At 64.8% G+C, this 26846-nt stretch carries 27 protein-coding genes; 12 read left to right on the forward strand and 15 right to left on the reverse strand.

The features are described 5' to 3' along the window. Window positions 1-52: 52 nt before the first annotated feature. Entirely contained in the window at window positions 53-1258 is a 1206-nt protein-coding gene (locus LPA37_RS06780) for a UbiH/UbiF/VisC/COQ6 family ubiquinone biosynthesis hydroxylase (RefSeq protein ID WP_228975122.1), read from the reverse strand. Continuing rightward, window positions 1259-2683 (reverse strand): aminopeptidase P N-terminal domain-containing protein, encoded by a 1425-nt coding sequence (locus tag LPA37_RS06785; RefSeq protein WP_228975320.1) that lies wholly within the window; start codon window positions 2681-2683, stop codon window positions 1259-1261. Between the two features lie 206 nt (window positions 2684-2889). On the opposite strand from LPA37_RS06785, the gene LPA37_RS06790 reads away from it, so the two are divergent. Further along, complete coding sequence (locus LPA37_RS06790; RefSeq protein WP_228975116.1) at window positions 2890-3501, forward strand: glutathione S-transferase C-terminal domain-containing protein; 612 nt, start codon at window positions 2890-2892, stop codon at window positions 3499-3501. A gap of 21 nt (window positions 3502-3522) precedes the next feature. Here LPA37_RS06790 and LPA37_RS06795 read toward each other — a convergent pair whose 3' ends face one another. Both LPA37_RS06795 and LPA37_RS06800 read right to left on the reverse strand, forming a co-directional pair. After that, window positions 3523-4920: a sensor histidine kinase gene (locus LPA37_RS06795; protein ID WP_228975115.1), complete on the reverse strand. Its 1398-nt coding sequence runs from the start codon at window positions 4918-4920 to the stop codon at window positions 3523-3525. After that, window positions 4910-5587: a response regulator gene (locus LPA37_RS06800; RefSeq protein ID WP_228975319.1), complete on the reverse strand. Its 678-nt coding sequence runs from the start codon at window positions 5585-5587 to the stop codon at window positions 4910-4912. The genes LPA37_RS06795 and LPA37_RS06800 overlap by 11 nt, the downstream gene beginning before the upstream one ends. Before the next feature lie 234 nt (window positions 5588-5821). Here LPA37_RS06800 and LPA37_RS06805 point away from each other — a divergent pair, with 234 nt between their 5' ends. The 3 genes from LPA37_RS06805 to LPA37_RS06815 all read left to right on the forward strand — a co-directional run bounded on the left by LPA37_RS06805 (window position 5822) and on the right by LPA37_RS06815 (window position 8621). Then, window positions 5822-6844, forward strand: a complete 1023-nt coding sequence (locus LPA37_RS06805; protein WP_228975113.1) for an ABC transporter substrate-binding protein — start codon at window positions 5822-5824, stop codon at window positions 6842-6844. Between the two features lie 102 nt (window positions 6845-6946). Further along, window positions 6947-7741, forward strand: coding sequence for an ABC transporter ATP-binding protein (locus LPA37_RS06810; RefSeq protein WP_228975111.1), 795 nt, complete (start codon window positions 6947-6949; stop codon window positions 7739-7741). Window positions 7742-7757: 16 nt separating this feature from the next. After that, window positions 7758-8621: an ABC transporter permease gene (locus tag LPA37_RS06815; RefSeq protein WP_229012113.1), complete on the forward strand. Its 864-nt coding sequence runs from the start codon at window positions 7758-7760 to the stop codon at window positions 8619-8621. 98 nt (window positions 8622-8719) lie between these two features. Here the strand turns inward: LPA37_RS06815 and LPA37_RS06820 are convergent, their stop codons facing one another. From LPA37_RS06820 to LPA37_RS06830, 3 genes are all read right to left on the reverse strand, one after another. Then, complete coding sequence (locus LPA37_RS06820) at window positions 8720-10354, reverse strand: FMN-binding glutamate synthase family protein (RefSeq protein ID WP_229012114.1); 1635 nt, start codon at window positions 10352-10354, stop codon at window positions 8720-8722. Between the two features lie 67 nt (window positions 10355-10421). Beyond that, the gene (mnmA, locus tag LPA37_RS06825) at window positions 10422-11582 is read right to left on the reverse strand and encodes a tRNA 2-thiouridine(34) synthase MnmA (protein ID WP_229012115.1); all 1161 of its coding nucleotides are present in this window, start codon (window positions 11580-11582) and stop codon (window positions 10422-10424) included. Between the two features lie 10 nt (window positions 11583-11592). Then, window positions 11593-12090: an NUDIX hydrolase gene (locus LPA37_RS06830; RefSeq protein WP_229012116.1), complete on the reverse strand. Its 498-nt coding sequence runs from the start codon at window positions 12088-12090 to the stop codon at window positions 11593-11595. A gap of 228 nt (window positions 12091-12318) precedes the next feature. On the opposite strand from LPA37_RS06830, the gene LPA37_RS06835 reads away from it, so the two are divergent. Genes LPA37_RS06835 through LPA37_RS06845 form a run of 3 tightly spaced genes read left to right on the forward strand, consistent with a single transcriptional unit; the run spans window position 12319 to window position 15254 of the window. After that, complete coding sequence (locus LPA37_RS06835) at window positions 12319-13461, forward strand: Re/Si-specific NAD(P)(+) transhydrogenase subunit alpha (RefSeq protein ID WP_229012117.1); 1143 nt, start codon at window positions 12319-12321, stop codon at window positions 13459-13461. A 12-nt stretch (window positions 13462-13473) separates the two neighbouring features. Further along, on the forward strand, window positions 13474-13800 hold the full coding sequence (locus tag LPA37_RS06840) for an NAD(P) transhydrogenase subunit alpha (RefSeq protein ID WP_228975099.1): 327 nt from the start codon (window positions 13474-13476) through the stop codon (window positions 13798-13800). Further along, a complete protein-coding gene (locus LPA37_RS06845; protein WP_229012118.1) occupies window positions 13800-15254 on the forward strand; it encodes an NAD(P)(+) transhydrogenase (Re/Si-specific) subunit beta in 1455 nt (484 codons plus the stop codon). The genes LPA37_RS06840 and LPA37_RS06845 overlap by 1 nt, the downstream gene beginning before the upstream one ends. Window positions 15255-15309: 55 nt before the next feature. Here LPA37_RS06845 and LPA37_RS06850 read toward each other — a convergent pair whose 3' ends face one another. The 3 genes from LPA37_RS06850 to LPA37_RS06860 form a co-directional block, all read right to left on the reverse strand. After that, the gene (locus LPA37_RS06850; protein ID WP_229012119.1) at window positions 15310-16056 is read right to left on the reverse strand and encodes a helix-turn-helix transcriptional regulator; all 747 of its coding nucleotides are present in this window, start codon (window positions 16054-16056) and stop codon (window positions 15310-15312) included. Between the two features lie 61 nt (window positions 16057-16117). Further along, window positions 16118-16501, reverse strand: coding sequence for a VOC family protein (locus LPA37_RS06855; protein ID WP_229012120.1), 384 nt, complete (start codon window positions 16499-16501; stop codon window positions 16118-16120). A gap of 192 nt (window positions 16502-16693) precedes the next feature. Continuing rightward, window positions 16694-17998: a THUMP domain-containing class I SAM-dependent RNA methyltransferase gene (locus LPA37_RS06860; protein WP_228975090.1), complete on the reverse strand. Its 1305-nt coding sequence runs from the start codon at window positions 17996-17998 to the stop codon at window positions 16694-16696. A gap of 34 nt (window positions 17999-18032) precedes the next feature. Between LPA37_RS06860 and LPA37_RS06865 the strand changes: the two genes are divergently transcribed. Beyond that, on the forward strand, window positions 18033-18278 hold the full coding sequence (locus LPA37_RS06865; protein ID WP_229012121.1) for a hypothetical protein: 246 nt from the start codon (window positions 18033-18035) through the stop codon (window positions 18276-18278). A 1-nt stretch (window position 18279) separates the two neighbouring features. Here LPA37_RS06865 and LPA37_RS06870 read toward each other — a convergent pair whose 3' ends face one another. The 4 genes from LPA37_RS06870 to LPA37_RS06885 are packed head-to-tail and all read right to left on the reverse strand — an operon-like array spanning window position 18280 to window position 22028. After that, entirely contained in the window at window positions 18280-19077 is a 798-nt protein-coding gene (locus LPA37_RS06870; protein WP_229012122.1) for a PqiC family protein, read from the reverse strand. Continuing rightward, window positions 19074-20693, reverse strand: coding sequence for a PqiB family protein (locus LPA37_RS06875; RefSeq protein WP_228975086.1), 1620 nt, complete (start codon window positions 20691-20693; stop codon window positions 19074-19076). Before LPA37_RS06875 ends, LPA37_RS06870 begins: the two co-directional genes overlap by 4 nt. Next, on the reverse strand, window positions 20690-21340 hold the full coding sequence (locus tag LPA37_RS06880; protein WP_228975083.1) for a paraquat-inducible protein A: 651 nt from the start codon (window positions 21338-21340) through the stop codon (window positions 20690-20692). Before LPA37_RS06880 ends, LPA37_RS06875 begins: the two co-directional genes overlap by 4 nt. A 7-nt stretch (window positions 21341-21347) precedes the next feature. Continuing rightward, entirely contained in the window at window positions 21348-22028 is a 681-nt protein-coding gene (locus LPA37_RS06885) for a paraquat-inducible protein A (RefSeq protein ID WP_228975081.1), read from the reverse strand. Between the two features lie 442 nt (window positions 22029-22470). Between LPA37_RS06885 and LPA37_RS06890 the strand changes: the two genes are divergently transcribed. The 4 genes from LPA37_RS06890 (at window position 22471) to LPA37_RS06905 (ending at window position 25779) form a co-directional block, all read left to right on the forward strand. Beyond that, window positions 22471-23040 carry a cytochrome b gene (locus tag LPA37_RS06890; protein WP_229012123.1) on the forward strand — a complete coding sequence of 190 codons (570 nt, stop codon included), beginning with the start codon at window positions 22471-22473 and terminating at the stop codon, window positions 23038-23040. Between the two features lie 7 nt (window positions 23041-23047). Then, window positions 23048-23611: a YceI family protein gene (locus LPA37_RS06895; RefSeq protein WP_229012124.1), complete on the forward strand. Its 564-nt coding sequence runs from the start codon at window positions 23048-23050 to the stop codon at window positions 23609-23611. Window positions 23612-23697: 86 nt separating this feature from the next. Further along, a complete protein-coding gene (locus tag LPA37_RS06900; protein WP_228975316.1) occupies window positions 23698-24258 on the forward strand; it encodes a YceI family protein in 561 nt (186 codons plus the stop codon). Between the two features lie 243 nt (window positions 24259-24501). Next, a complete protein-coding gene (locus tag LPA37_RS06905) occupies window positions 24502-25779 on the forward strand; it encodes an MFS transporter (RefSeq protein ID WP_228975074.1) in 1278 nt (425 codons plus the stop codon). A 106-nt stretch (window positions 25780-25885) separates the two neighbouring features. On the opposite strand, the gene secF is transcribed toward LPA37_RS06905, so the two are convergent. Continuing rightward, window positions 25886-26836: a protein translocase subunit SecF gene (gene secF / locus LPA37_RS06910; protein ID WP_228975072.1), complete on the reverse strand. Its 951-nt coding sequence runs from the start codon at window positions 26834-26836 to the stop codon at window positions 25886-25888. Window positions 26837-26846 lie beyond the last annotated feature (10 nt).

Below are 26846 nucleotides of genomic sequence, written 5' to 3' on the forward strand. Positions count from 1 at the left end.
ATCGACCGGTGCCGCGCCCGCGGCCCACCGGGCGCGCGGGCCGCGCCGGCACTCAGCGGCGCTGGCCGAACATCATTTGCCGCGCGAGGGCGGTCTTGACCGGCGGCAGGAATTCAAGCGCGGTGAGCGCGAGCCCGCGTAGCGTGGCGAGCGGCGGGAAGTCGACGGTGAAGAGGCGCGCGAGCGTGTCGGTGGCGCCGATCGTCAGACGTCGGTCCAGCGCGCGGCGCGCCGCGAACGCGGCCAGCGCCAGCGGCGTGGCGCCGTGCTGCGCGAGCGCGTCGACAAGCGCGTGTGCATCGCGCAAGCCCAGATTCAGGCCTTGTCCTGCGACCGGATGCAGTGTCTGCGCGGCGTTGCCGATTGCGACGACGCGGCCCTTGACGAGCGTATCGACGGCATTCAGGCCGAGCGGGAACGACGCGCGGCCCTTGATCTGCGTGAAGGCGCCCATGCGGTCGCCAAACGCCGCGCCGAGCGCCTGCAGGAGTGCGGCGTCGTCGAGTTGCGCGAGGCGGGCGGCTTCATCCGGCGAGCAGCACCAGACGAGCGCGTAATCCGCGCCGCGCACGCCGCCCATCGGCAGCAACGCAATCGGGCCGCCCGGGGTGAAGCGTTCCCACGCGACGTGCGGCTGCGGCGCCGACACCGTGACTGTGCCGACCAGCGCTGTTTGCCCGTAGTCGCGCGAGGTGCCGTTACCGCTTTTCTGCTCGTGATAGAGGCCGCCTTCCGCGTTGACGAGAATCCGCGTGCGCACCGTGTGTTTCACGTGCGCGCTTTCCAGCGGCAACGTGACGCCGTCGTGCTCCTGCGTGGACGGCAGCGCGGACGTGGAACGCAGCCAGTGCACGGGCGTTTCGCGCACGGTGTCAGCGAGCGCATGCACGATCGAGCCATAGCGCAGCACATAGCCGAGCGCGGGCAGGTCATGCTCAGTGTGATCGATGACCGCGCGACCGAAGTGACCGCGCTGCGACACGTGAATCCGCTGGATCGCCGTGGCGTCGCCGGGCCAGCGCAGCGGCTCGAGGATCATCCGGCTGCCTTGCGACACCGCGATCGCGCGCGGGTCGGACACGGCATCGCCGGGCTCGCGTGCGTCGATCAGCGCGACGGAAAGCGCGCGTGTCGCGCTGCGCCGCGAGAGCCAGCCCGCCAGCGCGAGGCCGACCGGGCCCGCGCCCACGATGGTGATGTCGAAATCGAACGGCGATTCCGTTGCCGGTTGCGTCGACGGTTGCGCTACTTCATTCATTTAGTGCCGCTTCCTTGCGTTCCTGTCCTCGGCCGCGCCGACCTGCGCGGCCTGCATCAGCGCCTCGATCTCGTCCGCCTTGACCGGCACGTCGCGTGTCAGCAGTTCACAGCCCGTTTCGGTGACGACCGCGTCGTCTTCAATGCGGATGCCGATGTTCCAGTAGCGCTCGGGCACCGCGTCCGACGCGCGGATGTAGAGACCCGGTTCGATCGTCAGCGTCATCGACGGCTGCAGGATGCGCCACGGCAGCGCGCCGGTTTCGTCCGGCGGTGCGCCGCGTTCCCGGTAGTCGCCGCAATCGTGCACGTCCATGCCGATCCAGTGACCGGTGCGGTGCATGTAGAACGGCGCGTAGGCGCGCCCGGCGATGACTTCGTCGACGCTGGCAAAGAGCCCGCGGTCGAGGATGCCCGTATCCAGCAGGCCTTGCGACAGCACGCGCAAGGCCGCCTGGTGCGGCGCGTCGAACGTCGCGCCTGGGCGCGTGGCGTCGATTGCCGCCTGCTGTGCGGCGAGCACGATGTCGTACAGCTCGCGCTGAGCCGGCGTGAATTTTCCGCTGGCGGGAAACGTGCGTGTGATGTCGGACGCATAGCCGTCGAGTTCGCACGCGGCATCGATCAGGATCAGGTCGTTTTCCTGCGCGATCGCGTTGCCGGCGGGGTAGTGCAGCACGCACGCGTTCGCGCCTGCCGCGACGATCGAGCCATACGCCGGCGCCTGCGCACCGTGCTTGCGGAACGTGTAGAGCAGCTCCGCTTCGAGTTCGTACTCGCGCACGCCAGGCCGGCAGGCGGCCATCGCCCGGCGGTGGGCTTCGGCCGAAATCTGGCCGGCACGACGCATGATCGCGAGCTCGTGCGCATCCTTGAAGAGACGCATTTCGTCGAGCACGGGCAGCAGGTCGTGAATCGCCGCGGGCGCGCTCACGCCGCTGCGGCCCTGGGCGCGCACGGCTTCGAGCCAGCCGCGCACCTGGCCGTCGAGCGTCGCCGAAGCGCCGAGCGCGTAATGCAGCGCGGGCTTGTTCGCGATCACACGCGGCAGTTGCGCGTCGATTTCGTCGAAGGCGAAAGCCGCATCGAACCCAAACGCCTCGCGTGCGCCTTCGGGCCCGAAGCGAAAGCCCTCCCATGTTTCGCGCTCGACGTTCTTCGCGCGACAGAAGAGGATCGACGCGGGTGCATCCGGCCCGGCGCTCGCGTCCAGCACGAGCAGCGCTTCGGGCTCCGTGAAACCTGTCAGATAATAGAAATAGCTGTCGTGCCGGTACGGATAGTCGGCGTCACGGTTGCGTAGCGCCTCGGGCGCCGTGGGCACGATGGCGACGCCCCCGCCGTTCGCGCGCAGCGTGGCGAGCACGCGTTCGCGGCGCTTGCGGTAGACGTCGACGGCAATCTGGGGTTCGGTCAGCAGGTTCATCGTGCGATTGTAGCGCCCAATGCCCGGGGAGGCCGGCACGCGGGCACTGCGTTAGCCATCCGGCCAGCTCGCCTCCGGCGCGCCGGAGGCGCAATGTTGCAATCCGTCCACAGCGCTGTGCGGCGCGCATCACAAGACGCCGGGCGGCGCCGGGATCGACGCAAACCGACGTTATACTTCCGCCGGATTCCAAACAGGGCAGTGTCATGAAACTCATTGGTTCGTTCGGCAGTCCGTTTGTCCGCAAGGCGCGGATCGTGCTCGCCGAAAAGAAGATCGACTATCAGCTGGTGCTCGAGAACGTCTGGGTGCCGGAAACCACGATTCACACCTTCAACCCGCTCGGCAAGGTGCCGTGTCTCGTGATGGACGACGGCGAAGCGGTCTTCGATTCGCGCGTGATCTGCGAGTACGTCGATACGCTGTCGCCGGTCGGCAAGCTGATTCCGCAGTCGGGTCGCGAGCGGATCGAGGTGCGTTGCTGGGAGGCGCTGGCGGACGGCATGCTCGACGCCGTCGTGCTGATCCGTCTCGAAAGCACGCAGCGCGCGCAAGAGCATCGCAGCGAAGCCTGGATTGCGCGGCAGCGGCACAAGATCGACGACGGTCTGGCGGCGATGTCGCGCGGGCTCGGCAGCAAGACCTGGTGTACCGGCAATCACTACACGCTCGCGGACATCGCGGTGGGCTGTGCGCTCGGCTATCTGGATTTCCGCATGCCCGAGCTGAACTGGCGCGACACGTACCCCGATCTCGACCGGCACTTCCAGAAGCTGTCGCTGCGCCAGTCGTTCATCGATACCGTGCCGTCGAACTGAGCCCGCACGCGGCGTCCGGGGTCATGCCCCGGGTGGCGCCGGGCTGTGCGCGGCGGCCAGCGTCACGGTCGCGGTCACGCCGCGGCCACCCGCGCCGGGCTCGAGCGTGATCTCGCCGCGGTGCGCCTGCACGATCTCGCGGACAATCGCAAGGCCAAGGCCGGTGCCTTCGGTATCGGCCGAGGCACGGTAGAACGGCTCGAACACCCGGCTGCGCGCTTCGGGTGCAATGCCGGGTCCGTCGTCCGATACCATCAGCGTGACCGTCGCGCCTTCGGTGCGCACGGCCACCGTCACATGGCCGCCTGCCTGCGTATAGCGGATCGCGTTTTCAGCGAGGTTCGCGACCAGCGCCGCCAGCAATCCCGGATGGCCGGTCACCGGCGCCGGTCCATCGAGTTCGGCCCCCAAGTCGATTTCCCGCGCCTGCGCAAGGAGCGCCAGGTCTTCGGCCACGTCTTTCGCAATCGCGGCCAGGTCGGCGGGTTCGCTGGCGAGCCGCGTGTAGTCGGCCGCCTCGGCCTGCGCGAGCAGTAGCAGCTTGTTGGTGAGGCCTACCATCGAGCGGTTGCTCCGGTGCATCGCCGCGAGCGCTTCGGCGAGCCCGGGCTCGATGCCGCCGTGCTGGCGCGCGAACTGCAGCTGGGTTCCAAGCAACGTGAGCGGGGTGCGCAGCTGATGCGCGGCATCCGCGATGAAGCGCCGTTGCGCGGCCACCTGCACGCCGAGGCGCGCGATGCATTGATTGATGGCGTCGACGATCGGCCGCAGTTCCGTATGGAGCCGTTCGACGCGAATCGGCGCGAGCTGCATCGGATCGCGGTCGGTGACGTCGTCCTTCACCTTCATCAGCGGCCGCAGCTCGAACGTGAGGCCGATGCACACGAGCGCCACCGCCAGCACGATCATCTCGATCTGCCGCACGAGTTGCGGTTGCCACAGTTGCTGCGCCATCGCGTCGCGCGAGCGCACGGTCTTGCCGACCGACACCAGCACGCGCCGCGTCGCGCCGTTGTCGTACATTTGCCGGACGAAAGCGACGGCGCGCACGGCGTCGCCGTCACGGCTGGCGTCGTAGAACGTCGGATTTCCCGACGCAACCGGCGACGGGTTGCCCGGAAAATCAGGCGTACCGGCGAGCAGCTGGCCGTCTTCGACGGTCACGCGATAGAACACCTGATCGTGATACGGCGAGACGAACACTTCGAGCGCCGCCGGCGGCACGTCGACGCGCAGAAAGCCATCGACCCATTCCACTTCACCCGCGATCATCCGCGCCGACGACACCAGCTGGTTGTCCTGCACCAGATCGGCCGTGTGCCGCGCGTTGTCGAACTCCGCCTTGCCGGTGACGAACACGTACAGCGCGAGCGGCACGAGCAGCCACCACAGCAGGCGCATGCGCAGGCTATTGGTCATCTTCTTTCTTGCGCAGCAGGTAGCCGAGCCCGCGCAGCGTGACGATCGCCGCCGAACTGCCGTCGAGCTTCTTGCGCAGCCGCGAGATATAGATCTCGACGGCGTCCTCGCTCGGCTCGTCGGAGAGCGTGAAGATCGCATCGACCAGCGCCGGTTTGGACACTGTCTTGCCGAGCCGCAGGATCAGCGTTTCGAGCACCGTGCGCTCGCGCGGCGTCACGTTGAGCGGCGCGCCCCGCAGCGTGAACTGGCGCGTGTCGATATCGAATGTGAGGTCGCCGCAGATCACTTCGGTTGCTTTCGAGGGCGTTTGCCGACGGATCAGCACCTTGATCCGCGCGACCAGTTCGCGTACTTCGAATGGCTTGACGAGGTAGTCGTCGGCGCCGGCGCCGAGCAGTTCCACTTTCTCGTCGATCGACCCGCTCGCGGTCAGAATCACCACGGGCGTCACGTCGCCGCGCTGGCGCAGGCGGCGCAGCACATTCTTGCCCGACAGCTTCGGCAGGTTCAGGTCGAGCAGCACGACGTCGTAGTGATTCGTGCGCAGGAGCTGGTCGGCGGCGTCGCCGTCCTGAACGGCGTCGAGCGCGAACGACTCCTGCTCGAGCATCTTCGCGAGCCAGTGCGCGAGCGTCGGATTGTCTTCGATGAGCAGCAGCTTCATGGTGAGTACGGCTGAAATCAGGCCGTCGATTGTGCCGTAAAACACGCGCCTTGCGCGTCACCCGCCGCATTTGCAGCGTTTTGCGGGGCGTTTTCGGGGGGTCGTGGGGTTAACACCCATGATTTGCTATCCATACCGAAAGCTGGCAGAAGGATTCCGCTTTCTATAATCCGCCACATTCATCCAGAAAACGCCGCACCTCAAAGCGGCGACCCGACCTCAGGAGACTGCTTCATGCGTACCTTGCGCCAGATTGCCGCCGTGTCCGGTGTTGCGTTTGCCCTCGCCGCTGTTTCGGCTTCGGCCCATGCCGAGAAACTTACGATCATGGTCGGCGGTGCCGCCAAGATCATCTATCTGCCGGCGAGACTGACCGAAGAGCTCGGCTACTTCAAGGACGAAGGCCTCGATGTCGAGGTCCTCTCGCAACCGGCGGGCGTCGACGCCGAAAACGAGCTGCTCGCGGGTGCGGTGCAAGGTGTGGTCGGCTTTTACGATCACACGATCGACCTGCAGAGCAAGGGCAAGGAAGTCGAGGCGCTGGTGATCTTCGGCCAGGTGCCGGGCGAAGTCGAAATGGTGTCGACCAAAGCCGCCGGCACGCTGAAGAGCATGGCGGACGCGAAGGGCAAGACGCTCGGCGTGACGGGCCTCGGTTCCTCGACGAGCTTCCTCACGCAATACCTGGCACAGCGCGCCGGCGTGCCGTCGACGCAATACACGCTGCTGCCGGTGGGTGCCGGCAACAGCTTTATCGCGGCGATCCAGCAAAACCGCATCGACGCCGGCATGACGACGGAGCCGACCGTCTCGCAGTTGCTGAAGACCGGCGACGCGAAGGTGCTGGTCGACATGCGCACGCTCGAAGGCACGAGGGCCGCACTGGGCGGCACGTACCCGGCATCGAGCTTCTACGTGCAGCGCGCGTGGGCCGAGTCGCACAAGGACGAAGCGGCGAAGCTGTCGCATGCGTTCGCGAAGACGCTGAACTTCATCGCGACGCATAGCGCCGAGGAAATCGCCGCGAAGATGCCGAAGGATTACTACGGCAACAACAAGGATATGTACGTGAGCGCGCTGAAGGCGTCGCTGCCGATGTTCACGAAGGACGGCAAGATGCCGGCCGACGGTCCGGAGACGGTGCTGAAAGTGTTGTCGGCGTTCAACCCTTCGGTGAAGGGCAAGCATATCGATCTCGCGAAGACGTACACGAACGATTTCGTTTCGTCGGCGCCGGTCAAGACGGTATCGAAGTAATCCGTTCACAGGACGGACAGGCGTGAACGGGCGTGCCCGGCGGCGCGCCTGTCCTTCCCGCAACAACCAGGCAACAGTCAGGCAACAACGAGGCACCAGCTGATGAATCAACCATTGTCACGCGGCACGCCGGCCATCGAGCTGCGCAACGTATCGTGCCGTTTCATTTCGCCGGACGGCAAGGCGACGGTCGCATTGCGCGATTTCAGCATGTCGGTGGCGCGCGGCGAGTTCGTCGCCATCGTCGGTCCGACCGGCTGCGGCAAGTCGACCACGCTCAGCATGATCACCGGCCTTCTGAAGCCGACGACCGGCGAAGTGCGCGTGATGGGCGCACCGGTCGACGGCATCGATCCGCGCATCGGTTTCGTGTTTCAGGCGGACGCCGTGTTCCCGTGGCGCTCGGTGCTCGACAACGTGGCGGCGGGTCCGCTGTATCGCGGCCGTTCGAAATCGGCCGCGCATGACGAAGCGAACGAATGGCTGCGCCGCGTCGGTCTCGAGAAATTCGGCAAGCACTATCCGCATCAACTGTCGGGCGGAATGAGAAAGCGCGTCGCGCTCGCGCAGACCTTCATCAACAAACCGGAAATCCTGCTGATGGACGAGCCGTTCTCCGCGCTCGACATGCAGACCCGCACGCTGATGCAGGACGAACTGCTGCAACTGTGGTCGGGCACGGGCTCGGTCGTGTTCGTCACGCACGATCTCGAGGAAGCCATCGCGCTCGCCGATCGCGTGTTCGTGCTGACCGCGCGTCCGGCCACGCTGAAGAAAGTGTATGAGATCGACCTGCCGCGTCCGCGCGTCACGTCGGAGGTTCGCTACGACCCGCGCTTCATCGAGATCTCGCGCGATATCTGGCATGACCTGCGCGAAGAAGTGCAGATCGGTTAATCAAGGAACGGGAAACATGTCTACTACCCCTCAACAGATGATGCCCGCGGGCCTCGACCCGGCTTCGCTCGCGCAGGTCGAGCGCGTCGCGCAGAAGCGCATCCGCCAGCGTCAGGCACTGGTCATTTCGCTGCGCGTGCTGATTCTGGTCGTCGTGCTCGGCGGCTGGGAACTTTTCGCGCGACTCAAATGGATCGATCCGTTCTTCTTTTCGATGCCGTCGGCGATTTTCGACCAGATCGTCGACTGGTTCGTGAACGGCACGTCGCAGGGCCCGCTTCTGACGCAGGTCTGGGTGACGCTCGAAGAGACGATCATCGGTTTTCTCATCGGCGGGGCGGGCGGCATCGTCTGCGGCATCGTGCTCGGGCGCAACAAGCTGCTCTCCGACGTGTTCAGCCTCTATATCAAGATCGCCAACTCGATTCCGCGCGTGGTGCTCGGCTCGGTGTTCGTGATTGCGCTCGGTCTCGGCATGGCGTCGAAGGTGGCGCTCGCGGTGGTGATGGTGTTCTTCGTCGTGTTCGCCAATGCGTTCCAGGGCGTGCGTGAAGCCGATCGCTACATGATCGCGAATGCGCAGATTCTGGGTGCGTCGCGCCGTCAGGTGACGACGTCGGTGGTGATTCCTTCGGCGCTCAGCTGGATTCTCGCCAGCCTGCACGTGAGCTTCGGCTTCGCGCTGGTCGGTGCGGTGGTCGGCGAGTTTCTGGGTTCGAAGCAGGGTATCGGTCTGCTGATCTCGACCGCGCAGGGCGCATTCAACGCGAGCGGCGTGTTCGCGGCGATGATCGTGCTGGCGGTGGTCGCGCTCGCGGCGGATTATCTGCTGACGGCGGTCGAGCATCGTCTGCTGAAATGGCGGCCTGCAGCGGTGTGACCTTTCGCGGATCTCGCGTGTCGCCGCAGGCAGGCTGCGAGATATGAACAAAGCGCGCGTCCCGGTTTCGGGCGCGTGCTTTGTTTTTTTCTCCGGCTCTACGCGGTCTGCGGTTGCGCTGGCTGCGTCAAAGGCGGCACGCGCTTCGGCGAGAACGAATCGCTACGCGCGACCGGCCACCACTTTTCATACAGCGAGTACCGGTAGTTGCCGTTGACCAGATCGTTCGGCTCAAGATACTTGAGCAGATCCGACATCAACCGCACTTCATGCGAGGACACGCGCCGCACGATGTGATGCGCGCGCAGATCGGCAGGATGTTCGAGGCCCGCGGCCTGGATGATTTCCTGCAACGCATGCAGCGTGTTGTGATGGAAGTTGAACACGCGGTCCGATTTGTCCTGCACCACGAGCGCGCGCTGGCGAACCGGGTCCTGCGTCGCGACGCCGGTCGGGCAACGGCCCGTGTGACATGTCTGCGCCTGAATGCAGCCCACAGCGAACATGAAGCCGCGCGCCGCATTGACCCAGTCCGCGCCGATCGCGAGTGTCTTCGCGATATCGAACGCGGTGATCATCTTGCCGCTCGCGCCCACACGGACCCTGTCGCGCAGGCCGATGCCGGTGAGCGTGTTGTGCACGAGCAGCAGTCCTTCCTGCAGCGGCACGCCGACGTGATCGGTGAACTCCAGCGGCGCCGCGCCCGTGCCGCCTTCCGCGCCGTCGACGACGATGAAGTCCGGCACGATGCCCGTCTCCAGCATCGCTTTCGCGATGCCGAAAAATTCCCACGGATGTCCGATGCACAGCTTGAAGCCGGTCGGCTTGCCGCCTGACAGCGTGCGCAGCCGCTCGACGAACTCGAGCAGCCCGCGCGGCGTCGAGAATTCGGAATGTGTGGCGGGCGACACGCAGTCGCGGCCCATCGGCACGCCGCGCGTCTCCGCGATTTCCGGCGTGATCTTCGCCGCCGGCAGCACGCCGCCGTGCCCGGGCTTCGCGCCTTGCGACAGCTTGATTTCGATCATCTTCACCTGCGGCTCGTTCGCCTGCTTCGCGAATTTTTCCGCGCTGAACGTGCCGTCGTCGTTGCGGCATCCGAAGTAGCCCGAGGCGATTTCCCAGATGATGTCGCCACCGTGTTCGCGGTGATATTTCGACATCGAGCCTTCGCCGGTGTCGTGCGCGAAGTTGCCTTTCCTCGCGCCGAGATTGAGCGCCATGATCGCGTTCGCCGACAGCGAGCCGAAGCTCATCGCCGACACGTTGAAGATCGACATCGAATAAGGCTGCGCGCGCTCCGCTCCGACGACGATGCGAAAGTCATGGCTGTCGAGCTTTGTCGGCGCGAGCGAGTGGCTGATCCATTCGTGCGCGACCGCTTTCACATCGAGCTCGGTGCCGTACGGCCGGCTGTCGACATCGTTTTTCGCGCGCTGGTAGACGATGCTGCGCTGGGCGCGCGAGAACGGACGCTCGTCGGTATCGCCTTCGACGAAATACTGGCGGATCTCCGGGCGGATGAATTCGAACAGAAAACGGAAGTGGCCCCAGAGCGGGTAATTGCGCAGGATCGCGTGGCGTTCCTGCGTCAGATCGAAAATGCCGAGCGCGACCAGCGCCAGCGGCACGACGATCCAGAACCACGAGAGGTGATGCAGCGCGGCCAGTGCTGCGCAGGCGGCCAGTAGTACGATCGCGCACCACATCGCCACATAACGTCGAGAGAACATGAAAGCTCCATTGCAGTGAATATCGCCGCAGCCCGCGCGGTGCCGGCAACGCCAGTCCGCTGATGCGCTAGCGCGCCGCAGACTGCCGTGCGCCCAGCAACGCAGCGGTTTGCGGCGCACGCGTGGCCGGCTGCGCCGTCGCGGCATGTTCGATGATGCCGCCGCCAAGACACACGTCGCCATCGTAGAGCACCGCCGATTGCCCTGGTGTGACAGCCCACTGCGCGTCGTCGAAGTGCAGGCCGAAATGGCCTTCGACGAGCTCCGCGGTGCTGAATGTGCAGGCCGCGTCCGCCTGGCGATAGCGCGTTTTGGCCGCGCACGCGAAGTCTTCCGGCGGCGCCTCGCCCGCCACCCAGCTCGTGTTTCCCGCGCTCAACGAGTGGCTCAGCAGCCACGGATGCTCGTGCCCCTGCGCGACGTAGAGCGTATTCGACGGAATGTCCTTGCCCGCGGCGAACCACGGCTCGCCGCTGCCGTCCTTGCTGCCGCCCAGACCGATGCCCTTGCGCTGGCCGTACGTATAGAACGCAAGACCGATGTGTTCGCCGACGACCTTGCCATCCGTCGTCTTCATCGGACCGGGCTTCGTCGGCAGATAGCGGTTCAGGAAGTCGCGAAACGGCCGCTCGCCGATAAAGCAGATGCCGGTCGAGTCTTTTTTCTTCGCGTTCGGCAGACCGATCTGTTCGGCGATCTCACGCACTTTCGTTTTCGGAATCTCGCCGAGCGGGAAGAGCGTTTTCGACAGCTGCGCCTGGTTCAGGCGATGCAGGAAGTACGACTGGTCCTTCGTGTGGTCGAACGCCTTCAGCAGTTCGAAACGGCCTTCGCGTTCGCGCACGCGGGCGTAGTGACCCGTCGCGATGGTCTGTGCGCCGAGCGACATCGCGTGATCGAGGAAGGCCTTGAACTTGATTTCGGCGTTGCACAGCACGTCCGGATTCGGCGTGCGGCCGGCCGAGTATTCGCGCAGGAATTCGGCGAACACGCGGTCCTTGTATTCGGCGGCGAAGTTGACCGCCTCGACGTCGATGCCGATCAGGTCGGCCACCGAGACGACGTCGATCCAGTCCTGCCGCGTCGAGCAGTACTCGCTGTCGTCATCGTCTTCCCAGTTCTTCATGAAAAGACCGACGACGTCGTATCCCTGTTCTTTCAGCAGCCACGCGGTCACCGACGAATCGACGCCCCCCGACATGCCTACGACTACTTTCTGCTTGCCCATTATTTACCTGCTACTTCCGTGTGCTAACTGACCGGGGCGGCCCGACCGAATGCGTGTGCACGAAGTCGAGCGGAACGCGCCGGCCTGCTAGGTAATCGTCGATACATTGCATGACGAGCGGCGTGCGATGCCGTTCGGGACACGCGCGCAATTCGTCGGCGCTCATCCACAGCGTGCGCACGATATCGGGATCGAGCGCGCGACCCGCCTCGGGTTCGCCGCTGCCGCCGCAATACGTGAAGCGCAGATACGTGATGCCTTCGCGCTCCGGCCGCGCGAAATGCGTCATATAAACGCCGACGAGTGCGTGAGGCGTGAACGGATGCGCGGTTTCCTCGAGTGTTTCGCGGATCACCGCTTCGACAAGCGTTTCGCCCGCCTCCAGATGGCCGGCCGGCTGGTTCAGTCGCAACCCGTCGTCCGTATGTTCCTCGACGACGAGAAAGCGCCCGTCGCGCTCGACGATCGCTGCGACCGTGACGTGTGGAGCCCAAGATTCCGGTTTCATGGGATCGCATTTTACCGTCTATGGCGCAGGGCTGCCGGCAGCGCGCCCACAGACGATCCAGCGACCGGATTGCAGGGATTAACTATTTGGATACCCGGATTGGCCCTAGTTTCTGTCTGTCGGCGGGTTTCGGTTAAAGTGAGGCAGTTAGCCGATGCAATACTCAAAGCCGGCGTGCCTCGTCGGCGCAACTGTACGAAATAACAGGAAGTCGAGGAGGATTCAACGATGCACATCGGAGTGCCAGCCGAAACGCGGCCGTACGAAACCCGCGTTGCCGCGACGCCCGAGACGGTCAAAAAGTACGTTTCCCAAGGTCACAAAGTCACGATCCAAAGCGGCGCCGGCACCGGTGCGAGCTTTACCGATGAAGCCTTTGCGGCCGCCGGAGCGGAACTTGTCGACGCACAGACCGCGTTCGGCGCCGATCTCGTTCTCAAGGTCCAGTCACCCACCGATAGCGAACTGCCGATGCTCAAACGCGGCGCCACGCTCATCGGGATGCTGGACCCATTTAATTCAGAAAATGCATTAAAGCTCGCCACTGCGGGCGTGACTGCATTTGCGCTCGAAGCGGCGCCGCGCACGACGCGCGCGCAAAGTCTCGACGTACTGTCGTCTCAAGCCAACATCGCGGGCTATAAAGCGGTGCTGCTCGGCGCGACGTTGTATCCGCGCTTCATGCCGATGCTGATGACGGCGGCGGGCACCGTGAAGGCGGCGCGCGTGCTGATTCTCGGCGCGGGCGTGGCCGGGTTGCAGGCGATTGCGACTGCGAAACGTCTCGGCGCGGTGATCGAGGCATCCGACGTGCGCCCGGCGGTGAAAGAGCAGATCGAATCGCTCGGCGCTAAATTCCTCGACGTGCCCTACGGAACCGACGAAGAGCGCGACGCCGCGCAGGGCGTCGGCGGTTACGCGCGGCCGATGCCGGCTTCGTGGCTCACACGCCAGGGCGCACTCGTTCACGAACGTGCGAAGCAGGCCGATATCGTCATCAGCACCGCGCTGATTCCGGGCCGTCCGGCACCGACGCTGATCTCCGTCGAAACCGTGCAGGCGATGAAGCCCGGTTCCGTGCTGATCGATCTGGCCGCGGGCCGCGGTCCCGAGTATGAAGGGCAGCGCGGCGGTAACTGTCCGCTGACCGAAGCGGACAAGGTCGTCACGAAGTTCGGCGTGCAGATCGTCGGTTATACGAATCTGGCGTCGATGGTGCCGTCCGACGCGTCGTCGCTTTACGCGCGCAATCTGCTCGACTTCCTCAAGCTGATCGTCACGAAGGAAGGCGCATTGAACATCGATCTTGCGGACGACATCGTCGCGGCCACGCTGCTGGCCCGCGATGGCGCCGTGACACGCAAGGCATAAGGAGTCTCAGCAATGGAAGTCATCAACCATACGGTGATCAATCTGATCATCTTCGTGCTGGCGATTTACGTCGGCTACCACGTCGTCTGGAACGTCACGCCCGCGCTGCACACGCCGCTGATGGCCGTGACCAACGCGATCTCGGCGATCGTGATCGTCGGCGCGATGCTGGCCGCAGGCCTCACGCTGGGCACGACCGGCAAATTCTTCGGCACGCTCGCCGTTGGCCTTGCGGCAGTGAACGTGTTCGGCGGATTTCTCGTCACCAGACGAATGCTCGAGATGTTCCGCAAGAAAGAGCCGAAGAAGCTCCCCGCAGCCGCGAAGGAGAACGCGTAATGAGCCTGAATGTCGTCACGCTGTTATATCTCGTTGCGTCGGTGTGTTTCATCCAGGCGCTCAAGGGGCTGTCGAATCCGAAGACCGCGCGCACCGGCAATGTGTTCGGCATGGTCGGGATGGCGATCGCGATTCTCACGACCATCGCATTGATCACGAAGCAGGCCGCCGGACTCGGCTCGAACCTCGCACTCGGTCTTGGCCTGCTGTTCGCCGCGTTGATCGTGGGCGGTGCGATCGGTGCGTTCGTCGCCGCGCGCGTCGAGATGACGAAGATGCCCGAACTCGTCGCCGCGATGCACTCGCTGATCGGTCTCGCCGCGGTGTGTATCGCGTACGCGGTGGTGTCGGAGCCGGCCGCGTTCGGGCTGGGCGTCGAGGATGCGCCGTACGCGGGCTTCCTGCCGTACGGCAATCGCGTCGAGCTGTTCATCGGCACGTTCGTGGGTGCGATCACGTTCTCCGGTTCGGTGATCGCGTTCGGCAAGCTGTCGGGCAAGTACACGTTCCGGCTCTTTCAGGGTGCGCCCGTCGTCTACGCAGGCCAGCATCTGATCAACCTGCTGCTCGCGCTCGGGATGCTCGGCTTCGGCGTGATCTTCTTTCTCACGCAGGCCTGGCTGCCGTTCATCATCATGACGTTGATCGCGTTCGCGCTGGGTGTGCTGATCATCATCCCGATCGGCGGTGCGGACATGCCGGTAGTCGTGTCGATGCTCAACTCGTACTCGGGCTGGGCGGCCGCGGGCATTGGTTTCTCGCTGAACAATCCGATGCTGATCATCGCGGGCTCGCTCGTGGGTTCGTCGGGTGCGATCCTGTCGTACATCATGTGCCGCGCGATGAACCGTTCGTTCTTCAACGTGATCCTGGGCGGCTTCGGCAATGAAGGCGGCGCGGCGGTAGCGGGTGGCTCGGCGGAACAGCGCCCGGTCAAGTCGGGCTCGGCGGAAGACGCATCGTTCATGATGGGCAACGCGGAAACGATCGTGATCGTGCCGGGTTACGGGCTGGCGGTGGCGCGCGCGCAGCATGCGCTGAAGGAGCTGACCGACAAGCTCGTCGAGAAGGGCATCGTGGTGAAGTACGCGATTCACCCGGTGGCCGGACGGATGCCGGGCCACATGAACGTGCTGCTGGCGGAAGCCGAAGTGCCGTACGACATGGTCTTCGAAATGGACGACATCAACGGCGAGTTCGGCCAGGTCGACGTGGTGCTGGTGCTCGGCGCGAACGACGTCGTGAATCCGGCCGCGAAGAACGATCCGAAGTCGCCGATCGCGGGCATGCCGATCATCGAGGCCTACAAGGCGCGCACGGTCATCGTCAACAAGCGCTCGATGGCGGCGGGTTATGCCGGGCTCGACAACGATCTGTTCTACATGGACAAGACGATGATGGTTTTCGGCGATGCGAAGAAGGTAATCGAGGATATGGTGAAGGCGGTGGAGTGAGGCGTGTGATGTAACGGTTCGTGTCGCGGTTCAGGCAACCGCGACGCGAACCGGTTCACCGTGGCTTTGCTCTCACATGCCGCATGAAGTCCGCCAGTCTGCGGCCTTCCATATCTGGAAACGCTTCGTGCAACGCGACGTCCCGCATGCGCTCGACGTCGAAGTTGCGAAACCCCTCACGCAGTTCGCACCACGCGCCGATCGTCCAGCGCGCCCCCCAGTAGACGAGCCCGAGCGGCCACACGCGCCGCTCTGTCGCGGCTTCGTTCCGGTCGACGTAGGCGAAGCTCACCACACGGTGATCGTCGATCGCCCGATGCAGCGCGTCGACCTTCTCCGAGAATTCCCCCTTGACGTGAAACGACGGTGCGAAGAACGGCGCGCGCTCAAGCGTCGCGCGCTTGTCCGCGGGCATCGCGGAGGCGATTTTTGCAAGCGCTCCGCGCGCGCCCGAAGCGAAACTCGCGCCGCCCCACGTTTCGAGCATGCGCGCGCCGGCGGCGAGCGCGGCGAGTTCCTCTGCGGTGAAGGTGAGTGGCGGCAGGCTGGCCGTGCGGGCTAGCCGGTAACCGATGCCGGGCTCGCCTTCGATCGGCACGCCTGAGAGCTGCAGATCGCGCACGTCGCGATACACCGTGCGCGGCGAGATCTTCAGCCATTCGGCAAGCTGCTGCGCGGTGGTAAGCCGGCGGCCACGCAGCAGTTCGGCGATCTGGAAAAGGCGGTCGGCGCGACGCGTCATCGGGGATGTCCTGCGTGGAGGTAACAGGGCGGAAACGCCCCCGCGATGATAGCGCCGCATGACGTGCTCCGCTTATCCGCGGACGGAGCGCGCTGTGCGGTCCGCCCGGCTTCACGATCGCCTAGCCGTTGTGCTGCGAATGCAGGCCGATGCGGTTGCCTTCGGTATCGGTGATGAAGGCGATGTAGCCGATGTCGTCCGGCAACTGGATGGCAGGGCCTTCCACCTTGCCGCCGGCCTTCTCGACGCGCGCGAGCACGGCGTTCACGTTGGGCGCGGCGTTGAGATACACCATCGTGCCGGCCGCCGACGGCTTCAGTGACGTGCCGCCGACCACGCAACCGCCGGTCGCCTGTTCGCCATAGGTGAAGATGGCGATCGGCTGGCCGAAGTCTGCGCGGCGCATCGGGTTACCGAGGACGGTCTCATAGAAACGCACCGCGCGATCGAAGTCGGTGGACGGAATTTCAAACCAGGCGATAACGCGGGAATCAGCTGCTGACATGACACGCTCCTTGGTGGTCGCCGCTCCGGGCCAGATGCCGGATGACGAGACTGGAGTGTGCTGCCGGGCTACTGACATCGTCCTGTCAGTAGCCTGAGCTGAGCGCGCGAATATTCGAGGGCAAAAAAACGCGGCGGACGGGGCATGTGCCCGCCGCCGCGTTGTTCTGATGCGTGCCTGAACAGAAGGAGGCTAGCTCTGGCTCTGGCCTTCAGCCGTGTCACCTGGGTTGGCTGCCGGCCGCTGGCGCACGCTGCCGGCGATCAGGTCGAAGCGGAACAGACGGCATTCGAGCGCGCCGTTGAAGAGCGGCGTTTTGGTCGATTCACGCAGGCGCATCTGGCCGGGCAGCTTGCGGTCCGACGTCAGGACGAACGCGTGCCAGCCGGTGAAGCGTTGCTTGAGCGCGTCGCCGAACGACTTGAAGAATTCGCTGTCCGGCGCATCGGTGTGGACGCGTTTGAAGCCTTCGTCTTCGCGGCTTTCGCGGCCGGTTTCGCGCACTTCGCCGCGCGGGCCGCGCCCACGCACCTCGATACGCTCGCCGTACGGCGGATTCGCGACGAGGATGCCCGGCGTGCCAGCTGGCGGCGTCATGCCACGCGCGTCGACCTGCTTGAGCGGTACGTTAAGGCCAGCACGCTCGAAGTTGGCGTGCGCCTTGTCGAGCATGTCGCCGGAAATGTCGCTGCCGAAAATCTGCAGATCGGCACGCGAGCCGCGCGCGGCGCGTTTGGCGTCGACGGCAGCGACTTTCAGCGTCTGCCACGCGTTGACGTCGTACTGCTTCAGACGTTCGAAGCCAAACCGGCGCTCGACGCCCGGCGCGATATTCAGCGCGACCTGCGCCGCCTCGGCGAGGAACGTGCCGCTGCCGCACATCGGATCATAGAGCGGCGTGCCAGCGGTCCAGCCCGTCAGGCGCAGGATGCCGGCCGCGAGGTTTTCGCGCAGGGGAGCGGCGCCCTTGTCGAGCCGCCAGCCACGCTTGAAAAGCGGATCGCCGGACGTGTCGAGATACAGCGTGCAGTCGGTTGCGGTGAGGAACGCGAACACGCGCACGTCGGGCTCGGCCGTATCGATGCTCGGGCGCGCGCCGCTCTTTTCGCGCAGACGGTCGCAGATCGCGTCCTTGATGCGCAGCGTCGCGAATTCGAGGCTGCGCAGCGGCGACTTGATCGCCGTGACGTCGACGCGCAGTGTTTCGTTCGCGGAGAACCACTGTTCCCAGCGCTGTTCGAGCGCGAGCGCGTAGATGTCCTGCTCGCTGCGATACGGGCGGTGGGCGATCTTCAGCAGCACGCGGCTGGCGATCCGCGAATGCAGGTTGGCGGCCATGCCGGCGGGCCATCCTCCGCGGAAGTGCACGCCACCCGGGACCTGCGCGCCGGGCGCGAACGGCGCGCCGTTCAGATGGCGCTCGCCGATCTCGGCAAGTTCGGACGCGAGCGCGGCTTCAAGGCCGCGTGGGCAGGGGACGAAAAAATCGAAGGACATTGAGGTTGCCGGAAGGCCTGGAGGGAAGCCCGTATTGTACGCGGTCGGCGGGCGCATTCAGGGCCATGGTGCCGCCCATGCCGGCAAGGCCGGCCGCGCGATCGGCGTGATCGGCGCGGCCCGTTCAGCGCGGGGCCACCGGCGGCAATGCGCGCGACGGCGCCATGCCATGCCGGACGGATGGCATGGCGGGCGCTTCCTGCATTCGGCCGCCGGCCACACCGCGCGCGCCGGCGGCACGTCATGCCTGACGCTTCCGGCAACCGCCCGGATCAGCTAGCTCAGGCAGCCGGTGTGACCGGTGACATCGGCGCCGGACACGACACCTTGATCGCGCCCGCGCCGGTCGCCATGCTTGACGACGCGCCCTTCGCGGGCGTTGCCGCCCGCGTCTGCGGCGCGGCGGCGAGTGCCTGCACGCCAGCGGCGATTTCCGTCGAGATTTCCTGCACCGCGCGACGATGACCTTCCGCCAGTGCGTCGTAGCCGGTCGCGACCGGCTCGCTCACGACGCTGCGGCAGGTCAGCACCGCCTGCGTGCGCACCACGCGCACGCTCCAGACGGCGTCGATGAGCGCATGCGAGCCCGGCCACGACTCGAAGCGCTGCACGTTCACGCTCACGCGATAAACCGGTGCGCCGTCCGGATACGGCGTGCCGTAGACGTCGATCGCGCCGAGCCGGGCGGTGAGGTCCGACGACAGTGCGCGGCGGATCTCGTCGCCCGGCAGGGACGCCCAGCGTTCCTGTTCGAGCACCTGAACCTGCGTCGGGCCCGTCTGCACCACCAGCTGGGTTTTCGCGACCTGCGGCGGCACGTCGACGGGCGGCACCTCAATCAGCATCGACGAATTGCCGGCAGGACGTGTGGACGCTGTCGTGTCGGTGGCATTGAGGGTGTAGAAGCGGCTCACTGGCGACGCGCAGCCCGCAAGCGCCAGCACCCCGGCGGCCACGGCCACCGTCGTGACGGAGGGAAGGCCGGTGCGGTCAACAGCACCGGCAACCGCACGAAACCCTGCGCGGACAGCAGCACGGCTAGCGGCGCGCGCCGGATGAAACAGCCGGGCGAACATCATGGTTTATCTCCTTGTTTGCCGCGCAGCAACGATTCCGGATGACGTTCGAGGTAGTCCGACAGCGCGTTCAGCGATTGCAGCGTGCGCGTCAGTTCCTGCAGCGCCTGGTGCACGTCCGATTGCAGTGGCGAATCCTGCTGCAAGGTGGCTTCCGCCGAGCCGAACGTCTGCTTCGCGGCGGCCAGCGTGTCGCGTGCCTCCGGCACGACTTCGGTGTCGAGCCGCTTGAACAGCTGGTCGGCGTTCTTCAGTGCGGCGTTCAGGTTGTTGCCGATCTGGTCGAACGGCACCGCATCCAGCTTCTTCGCGATATCCGCGACCTGGATCTGCAGTTCGTCGAGCGAGTTCGGGATCGTCGGCAGTTCCATCGGATCCTGATTGATGTCGATTTTCGCGGGCGGCGCTTTCGGGAAGATGTCGAGCGCGATGTACAGCTGGTTCGTGATCAGGTTGCCCGTACGCAGCTGGCCACGCAGACCGTGCTTGACGAGCCGCTCCAGCAACTCGTGGCCCGCGGCGCTACCCGGTTCGGGCACCGGGCCGCGCGCGCGTCGCGAGAGACGTCCCGGATAGATGTTGATCGTTACCGGCATCTTGAAGTTGCGCGCCTTCGGATCGTAGTCGATGCCGATGGCCGTGACCTCGCCGAGCACGATGCCCCGGAAGTCGATTGGCGCGCCCACCGCCAGCCCGCGCAGCGACTGGTTGAAGTTCATCACCACGCGCAGCGGTTCGCCGTCCGGATCGCGCATCGCATCGGCCTGGTCGGAGCCAAGGCGGAACGTCATGTTGTTTGGCGCCTGCGGACCGGGCGGTTGCCCCGGCGGCCCCTGGAACGCAAGACCGCCGACGATCAACGTCGCAAGCGACTGGGTGTTCAGCTTGAAGCCGCTCGAATCGAGCCGGACGTCGACGCCGCTCGCGTGCCACCACCTTGTATTGGTGCCGACGTACTGGTCGAACGGCGCGCTCACGAACACCTGCATCGTGACACCGGTGCCGTCCTTGTCGAGCGAAAAGCCCACGACCTGGCCCACCTGCACACGCCGGTAGTAGATCGGCGAGCCGATGTCGATCGAGCCGAGCGACTCACCGCGCAACGTGAACTGATGGCCTTTCTGGTCGCCGGTAATCGGCGGTGGGGTCTCCAGCCCGACGAAGTCTTTCTGCGTGTCTTCCGTGCGTCCGGGGTCGACGCCGATGAACGCGCCGGACAGCAGTGTGCTCAATCCGGACACGCCGCTCGCGCCCACGCGCGGCTTCACGACCCAGAAGCGCGTGCCTTTCACAGCGAAATCCTCGGCTTCCTTGGTGAGCTGCACCTCGACGCTCACGTGCGAGAGGTTTTTCGCGAGCTTGATGGTCTTCACGGAGCCGACATCGACGTCCTTGTACTTGACCTTCGTCTTGCCCGGCTCGAGCCCTTCCGCGCTCACGAAGCTGATCGTGATGGTCGGCCCCCTGCCGGAGACCGACTTGACGACCAGCGCGACGCCGATCAGCGCCGCGACCAGCGGAACCACCCAGACGAGCGACGGCAGCCAGCTGCGGCGCGGCGGCTCGATATCGGGATCCGGCAGATCGGGCGGCGGATTCGGTCCTTGTGGGCTATTCATGGTTTGATCCCTGTGGTTTTTCTGTCTTTGCGCTCATCGACGTAATCCCAGGTGAGGCGCGGATCGAACTGCATCGAGGCCAGCATCGTGAGGATCACCACGGAGCCGAACGCGAGTGCGCCCGGGCCGGCGGTAATCACCGCGAGTGATTTGAAACGGACCAGCGCGACCGTCAGCGTCACGACGAACACGTCGAGCATCGACCAGCGGCCGATCCGCTCGACGAGCCGGTAGAGCTTCGTGCGCTGGTCGGGCCGCCACTTCGAGCGGCGCTGCGCGGTAATGGTCAGCAGCGCGAGCACGCTCAGCTTGAGCATCGGCACCAGGATGCTGGCAATGAACACGATGACGGCAAGCGGCCAGTCGCCCGAGGTCCAGAAGTAGACCACGCCGCTCATGATCGTGTCGTCCTCGGCGCCGACCAGCGATGCCGTATGCATGACGGGCAGCAGGTTCGCCGGAATATAGAGCAGCGCGGCCGAAATGAGCAGCGCCCACACGCGCATCAGGCTGTCCGGGGTGCGGCGGTGCAGTGTCGCGCCGCAGCGCCCGCACTGCTGACCGTGCGCCAGGCGTTGCCACGGCTCGACCCGCCCGCATGCATGGCAACTGACGAAACCCGCGCGTTTTGCTGTGATGTATTTCATCCCGCTTTCATCCCTGATGGGGTGCAGGTGGCTGGCCGGCGGCCCGCGTCGCCCTGAGGCGCCGGATGCGCCGCAGACGTTCCCGGGGCAGGGTATCGGCGATATCCCACAACGTGCGCGGATCGAACGTGACGACGACCGCGAACATCAGCGTCAGCGCGCCGAAGGCGAAGAGCGCGGCGTCTGGAATCACGCGCGCGAGGCTGATCATCTTCACGATGGTGATCAGCACGCCGAGCATGAACACCTCGATCATGCCCCACGGTCGCACGAACTGGATCGCGCGCAGCACGCGGTTAAAGAGCGGCGGCACGTAGCCCGCGCGCACCGGCACGAGCACATAGAGAAGGGCGAGGAGTTCGGTGAGCGGGAAGAGCGTCGTCGAGCAGAAGACCATCACCGCGACGATCTGCATGTCCTCGTTCCACAACGCGACGATCGCGCCGAATAGCGTGGTCTGCGACGTGATTCCGCTGGTTTCGAGTTCAACGATCGGGAACGCCTGTGCGATGAGGAACGTGACGATCGCGGCCAGCGTCATGGCGACGACGTTGTCGATGCGCGACGACGCGCTCCGGTAGAGCGTTGCCTTGCAGCGCGGGCACCGCGCCAGCGAGCGGCGGTCGAGCCGCGGCTTGTGGAACAGCGCGTCGCACTCGTGGCACGCGATCAGGTGGTCATGTTCCATGTAGGAGCGAAGACAGACGACGTGGACAGGAACCCGCGGTACAAACCAGTACAACCTTTTGCCAGCGTTCACGAAGACGGCGACCCGGAGAGCAGCGCCGCAGGGCGCTTTCGCCTGTGAGTTGCGCCCATGTTACCAAACACCCTGACCGCAGGATTCCAAAAATTGTTGCACCCACACGTCTGGGGCTGGTGGTCCGCACACGCTTCGGACACTTTCGGGCCCCAAATCGTTCCACTCGCGCGACGCACTGTTGCACGGGCGCGTGCAGCCAGCTTTACGGGCTTGCGGTAGCATGGCGGCCTTGGCGTCGACATACGCATGCAAGTTACTCCGGTCCCATGCAGGATGGTTGCTGTCCGGGCCCGCATCGGTTGCATCCGCGGCGGCTGGAATAAGTGCTTGCGCGACCCGTTAACCCTGTTTACGTCAGCGATCCGTCATGGCATTTCATTCTTCCGCTGCGGCACCCAGCACGCCCGATCATTACACCCGGACCGCGATTGCGTTTCACTGGCTGATCGCGCTGCTGATCGTCTGTGGATTCTCGCTCGGCTGGGTGATGACCGACATCCCGGGTTTCACGCCCGCCAAGCTGCGCTATTTCTCGTGGCACAAGTGGATCGGCGTGACCGTGTTCGCGCTCGCCGTGCTGCGCATCCTGTGGCGCGCGACGCATGTGGCGCCCGCACTGCCGGACGGCATGGTCGCCTGGCAGCGGCTCGCCGCGCAGCTCGTGCACGTGCTGCTGTACGTGCTGATGATCGCGATTCCGGCGTCGGGCTATCTGTACAGCTCGGCGTCGAATATCCCGGTCGTGTATCTCGGTCTCGTGCGCCTGCCGTTGCTGATCGCGCCGGACCCGCATCTGAAAGCCATCCTCAAGGTCGTTCACGTGACGCTTGATTACGGCCTGCTCACGCTCGTCGTCCTGCACGTCGTCGGGGCGCTCAAGCATCAGCTGGTGGATCGCGACGGCCTGCTGTCGCGCATGATCCCTTTCCTCAAATAGGACACATATGAAGGTTTCATTGCATCGCACCTTGCTGACGGCTTTCACGGCCGTGGCGCTCACTGTCGCGGGCAGCGCGCTCGCCCAGGTCGACGTCTCGAAGAGCACCGTCACGGCGACGTCGAAGCAGATGAACGTGCCGGTCGAAGGCAAGTTCGGCAAGTTCACCGCGCAGATCGCGTTCGATCCGGCAAAACCGGCGGCCGGCACGGCACAGCTTTCCATCGATACCGGCAGTTACGACCTCGGCGACGAAAGCTACAACGACGAGGTGCGCGGCAAGGAATGGTTCGACTCGAAGACTTACCCGGCGGCGACTTTCGTTTCGAGCGCGATTGCCCCGGCCGGCGGCAACCAGTTCAAGGTGACCGGCAAGCTCACGATCAAGGGCAAGTCGCAGACGGTCACGGTGCCGGTCACCGTCGTGCAGCAGGGCGCGACGCAGACCTTCGACGGCTCGCTGCCCATCAGGCGCTCGCAGTTCGACGTCGGCACGGGTGAATGGAAAGATACGTCGGTCGTGGCTGACGACGTGGTCATCAAGTTTCATATCGTTGCAGCACACAAGTAATCATTGTTTGCCGTTCTCGCTGTTCTCACACCGCCTCCGTGTGCGGCGTATCTGGATACCTGAAGGAGCATGAATTGAAGAAACATCTGCTGATCGCCGCTCTGGCATCGACCCTCTCGATTGGCGCGTTCGCCGCCGATACCTATCAACTCGACCCCACGCACACGTATCCGAGCTTCGAGGCTGACCACTTCGGCGGCCTGTCGGTGTGGCGCGGCAAGTTCACGAAGAGCACGGGCACGGTCACACTCGACCGCGCGGCGAAGACCGGCACGGTCGACGTCACGGTCGATCCGGCTTCGGTGAGCACCGGTAACCCGAAGCTCGACGAGCACCTGAAGTCCGATGCCTTCTTCGACGTCGCGAAGTTTCCGGCGGCGACGTACAAAGGCACTGAGATCAAATTTGACGGCGACAAGCCTGTCGAAGTGATCGGCACGCTGACGATGCATGGCGTGACGAAGCCGGTGAACCTGACGATCGAATCGTTCAAGTGCATGCAGCATCCGGTGCTCAAGCGCGAAGTGTGCGGCGTGGAAGCCAGCACGACGTTCGATCGCGCCGACTTCGGCATGGACTTCGGCAAGAAGTATGGCTTCAGCATGCAGACGAAGCTGCATATCCAGTCTGAAGGCATCAAGCAGTAACGGTTTCCCGGGCATTCGCGCGGGATGGTGAGACATGAACCCGCACTGAACCCAACTGGCAGGACCCTGCACCCCACTGGCGGATGACGCCAGTGGGGTGTTTTGCTTCAGGCGTGATGTCCGGGTGCTGCATCTGGTGCTCGCGCGAAGTTAATTTTTCAGGTACATAGTGCGCTACTGCCCAACTGGTTGTGCGCGCATCCAGGCGGGCGACGACACGATTCGCGCGCACGGGAGATCTGAATGAATGCAACGACGGCCACAAGCGCCGCAGCGGCACGGCACAGTTCGTGGCGCATCGTAGTCGCCGCGTCGATCGGCAATGCGCTGGAATGGTTCGACCTCGTCGTCTACGGGTTTTTCGCGGTCACCATCTCGAAGCTGTTTTTCCCCGCGGGTAACGACACCGTTTCGTTGCTGGTCACGCTTGGCACGTTCGGCGTCTCTTTCTTCATGCGCCCGCTCGGCGCGATCGTGCTCGGCGCGTACGCCGACCGGGCAGGGCGCAAGGCGGCCCTGACGCTTTCGATCCTGCTGATGATGGCGGGCACGCTCATCATCGCGGTCCTTCCAGTATACGGGACGATCGGTCTTGCCGCGCCGGTGATCCTGGTGCTCGCGCGGTTGATGCAGGGCTTTTCCGCCGGCGGCGAGTTCGGCAGCGCGACGGCGTTTCTCGCCGAACACGTGCCGGGCCGGCGGGGCTTCTTCGCGAGCTGGCAGATCGCGAGCCAGGGGCTGACCACGCTGCTCGCGGCGCTCTTCGGCGTCGTGCTGACGGGCAAGCTCTCGCCGGAGCAGATGATGTCGTGGGGATGGCGTGTGCCGTTCGTCTTCGGGCTGCTGATCGGGCCGGTCGCGTGGTACATCCGCACGCGCCTCGACGAGACGCCGGAATTCCTCGCCGCCGAAACCACCACCACCCCGCTGCGCGATACCTTCGCGAGCCACAAGCTGCGCCTCGTGATCGCGATGGGCCTCGTGGTGCTCGGCACGGTATCGACGTATCTCGTGCTGTTCATGCCGACCTACGGCGTGAAGCAACTGGGGCTGTCGCCTTCGGTGTCGTTCGCGGCGATCCTGCTCGTCGGCGCGATCCAGCTCGTGTTCTCGCCGGTCGTGGGGCATCTGTCCGACCGCCACGGACGAACCGGCATCATGCTGGCGTCAGCCGTGTTGCTGCTGGTGCTGATCTATCCGGCGTTCGCGTATCTCGTCGCGCATCCGACGTTCGAAACGCTCATCGCGATCCAGATCGTCTTCGCGTTTCTGATGACCGGTTACTTCGGCGCGCTGCCGGGGTTGCTCTCGGAGATCTTTCCGGTGGCGACGCGCACGACCGGCATGTCGCTCGCATATAACATCGCGGTGACGGTTTTTGGCGGCTTCGGCCCGTTCATCATCGCGTGGCTGATCAGCGCGACCGGGACCAAAACCGCGCCGAGCTTCTACATGATGTTCGCGGCGGTGATCAGTCTTGTCGCGTTGATCGCGGCGCGCCGCAAGCTCGGGTTCAAATGATGTGGTTGCCGCGCAGACGGCAGACGGTTGCGCGGTAAACGACAAAGGCCGGTTCGAAAGAACCGGCCTTTGTCATATGCACCTGCGTTGTCGCGAAGGGTAATACTTAAACCTGCGCGCCTGCGTTCGGATCGTCCGGGTCGTGACGTTCCTTCCTGTCCTTGATCAGATCTTCACGCTTCACGCCGAGCCACATCGCCAGCGCCGCGGCGACGAATACCGACGAGTAGATACCGAACAGGATACCGACCGTCAGCGCCAGCGCGAAATAGTGCAGCGTCGGGCCGCCGAACAGGAACATCGACAGCACCATCATCTGCGTGCAGCCGTGCGTGATGATCGTGCGCGACATCGTGCTGGTGATCGCGTGGTTGATGACTTCGATGACCGTCATCTTGCGTTCGCGGCGGAACGTCTCGCGGATCCGGTCGAAAATAACGACCGATTCGTTCACCGAGTAACCGAGCACCGCGAGCACGGCGGCGAGAACCGACAGTGAGAACTCCCACTGGAAGAATGCGAAGAAGCCGAGAATGATCACCACGTCGTGCAGGTTGGCGATCACGCCGGCGACGGCGTACTTCCATTCGAACCGGAACGACAGATAGATCACGATACCGGCGACCACGCATGCAAGTGCAAGCAGGCCATCGGTAGCGAGCTCCTTGCCGACCTGCGGACCGACAAACTCGACGCGCTGCAACTGCACCTTCGCGTTATCGGTCTTCAGCGCGCCCATCACCTGGTCGCTCTGCTGCGCGGACGTGAAACCCGACTTCAGCGGCAGGCGGATCAGCACGTCGCGCGAAGTGCCGAAGTTCTGCACCTGCGCGTCGGCGTAACCGAGCTTGCCGAGCGTGTCGCGCAACGGTTCGAGCGGCACGGCCTGCGGATACTGCACTTCGATCACCGTTCCGCCGGTGAACTCCACCGACAGATGCAGCCCGCGATGCGCAAGGAAAAACACGGCGGCAATAAACGTCAGCAGCGAGATCGCGTTGAAAATCAACGCGCGCTGCATGAGCGGAAGGTCTTTGCGGATGCGGAAAAATTCCATGGTCTCTTTC

The organism is Paraburkholderia gardini, assembly GCF_907164545.1.
Classification (GTDB): domain Bacteria; phylum Pseudomonadota; class Gammaproteobacteria; order Burkholderiales; family Burkholderiaceae; genus Paraburkholderia; species Paraburkholderia gardini.

Excerpts from the sequence above, each read along its gene's own strand:
- LPA37_RS06780 (WP_228975122.1), bottom strand. The coding sequence starts at position 1,258 with ATGAATGAAGTAGCGCAACCGTCGACGCAACCGGCAACGGAATCGCCG.
- LPA37_RS06785 (WP_228975320.1), bottom strand. The coding sequence starts at position 2,683 with ATGAACCTGCTGACCGAACCCCAGATTGCCGTCGACGTCTACCGCAAG.
- LPA37_RS06790 (WP_228975116.1), top strand. The coding sequence starts at position 2,890 with ATGAAACTCATTGGTTCGTTCGGCAGTCCGTTTGTCCGCAAGGCGCGG.
- LPA37_RS06795 (WP_228975115.1), bottom strand. The coding sequence starts at position 4,920 with ATGACCAATAGCCTGCGCATGCGCCTGCTGTGGTGGCTGCTCGTGCCG.
- LPA37_RS06800 (WP_228975319.1), bottom strand. The coding sequence starts at position 5,587 with ATGAAGCTGCTGCTCATCGAAGACAATCCGACGCTCGCGCACTGGCTC.
- LPA37_RS06805 (WP_228975113.1), top strand. The coding sequence starts at position 5,822 with ATGCGTACCTTGCGCCAGATTGCCGCCGTGTCCGGTGTTGCGTTTGCC.
- LPA37_RS06810 (WP_228975111.1), top strand. The coding sequence starts at position 6,947 with ATGAATCAACCATTGTCACGCGGCACGCCGGCCATCGAGCTGCGCAAC.
- LPA37_RS06815 (WP_229012113.1), top strand. The coding sequence starts at position 7,758 with ATGTCTACTACCCCTCAACAGATGATGCCCGCGGGCCTCGACCCGGCT.
- LPA37_RS06820 (WP_229012114.1), bottom strand. The coding sequence starts at position 10,354 with ATGTTCTCTCGACGTTATGTGGCGATGTGGTGCGCGATCGTACTACTG.
- mnmA (WP_229012115.1), bottom strand. The coding sequence starts at position 11,582 with ATGGGCAAGCAGAAAGTAGTCGTAGGCATGTCGGGGGGCGTCGATTCG.
- LPA37_RS06830 (WP_229012116.1), bottom strand. The coding sequence starts at position 12,090 with ATGAAACCGGAATCTTGGGCTCCACACGTCACGGTCGCAGCGATCGTC.
- LPA37_RS06835 (WP_229012117.1), top strand. The coding sequence starts at position 12,319 with ATGCACATCGGAGTGCCAGCCGAAACGCGGCCGTACGAAACCCGCGTT.
- LPA37_RS06840 (WP_228975099.1), top strand. The coding sequence starts at position 13,474 with ATGGAAGTCATCAACCATACGGTGATCAATCTGATCATCTTCGTGCTG.
- LPA37_RS06845 (WP_229012118.1), top strand. The coding sequence starts at position 13,800 with ATGAGCCTGAATGTCGTCACGCTGTTATATCTCGTTGCGTCGGTGTGT.
- LPA37_RS06850 (WP_229012119.1), bottom strand. The coding sequence starts at position 16,056 with ATGCGGCGCTATCATCGCGGGGGCGTTTCCGCCCTGTTACCTCCACGC.
- LPA37_RS06855 (WP_229012120.1), bottom strand. The coding sequence starts at position 16,501 with ATGTCAGCAGCTGATTCCCGCGTTATCGCCTGGTTTGAAATTCCGTCC.
- LPA37_RS06860 (WP_228975090.1), bottom strand. The coding sequence starts at position 17,998 with ATGTCCTTCGATTTTTTCGTCCCCTGCCCACGCGGCCTTGAAGCCGCG.
- LPA37_RS06870 (WP_229012122.1), bottom strand. The coding sequence starts at position 19,077 with ATGATGTTCGCCCGGCTGTTTCATCCGGCGCGCGCCGCTAGCCGTGCT.
- LPA37_RS06875 (WP_228975086.1), bottom strand. The coding sequence starts at position 20,693 with ATGAATAGCCCACAAGGACCGAATCCGCCGCCCGATCTGCCGGATCCC.
- LPA37_RS06880 (WP_228975083.1), bottom strand. The coding sequence starts at position 21,340 with ATGAAATACATCACAGCAAAACGCGCGGGTTTCGTCAGTTGCCATGCA.
- LPA37_RS06885 (WP_228975081.1), bottom strand. The coding sequence starts at position 22,028 with ATGGAACATGACCACCTGATCGCGTGCCACGAGTGCGACGCGCTGTTC.
- LPA37_RS06890 (WP_229012123.1), top strand. The coding sequence starts at position 22,471 with ATGGCATTTCATTCTTCCGCTGCGGCACCCAGCACGCCCGATCATTAC.
- LPA37_RS06895 (WP_229012124.1), top strand. The coding sequence starts at position 23,048 with ATGAAGGTTTCATTGCATCGCACCTTGCTGACGGCTTTCACGGCCGTG.
- LPA37_RS06905 (WP_228975074.1), top strand. The coding sequence starts at position 24,502 with ATGAATGCAACGACGGCCACAAGCGCCGCAGCGGCACGGCACAGTTCG.
- secF (WP_228975072.1), bottom strand. The coding sequence starts at position 26,836 with ATGGAATTTTTCCGCATCCGCAAAGACCTTCCGCTCATGCAGCGCGCG.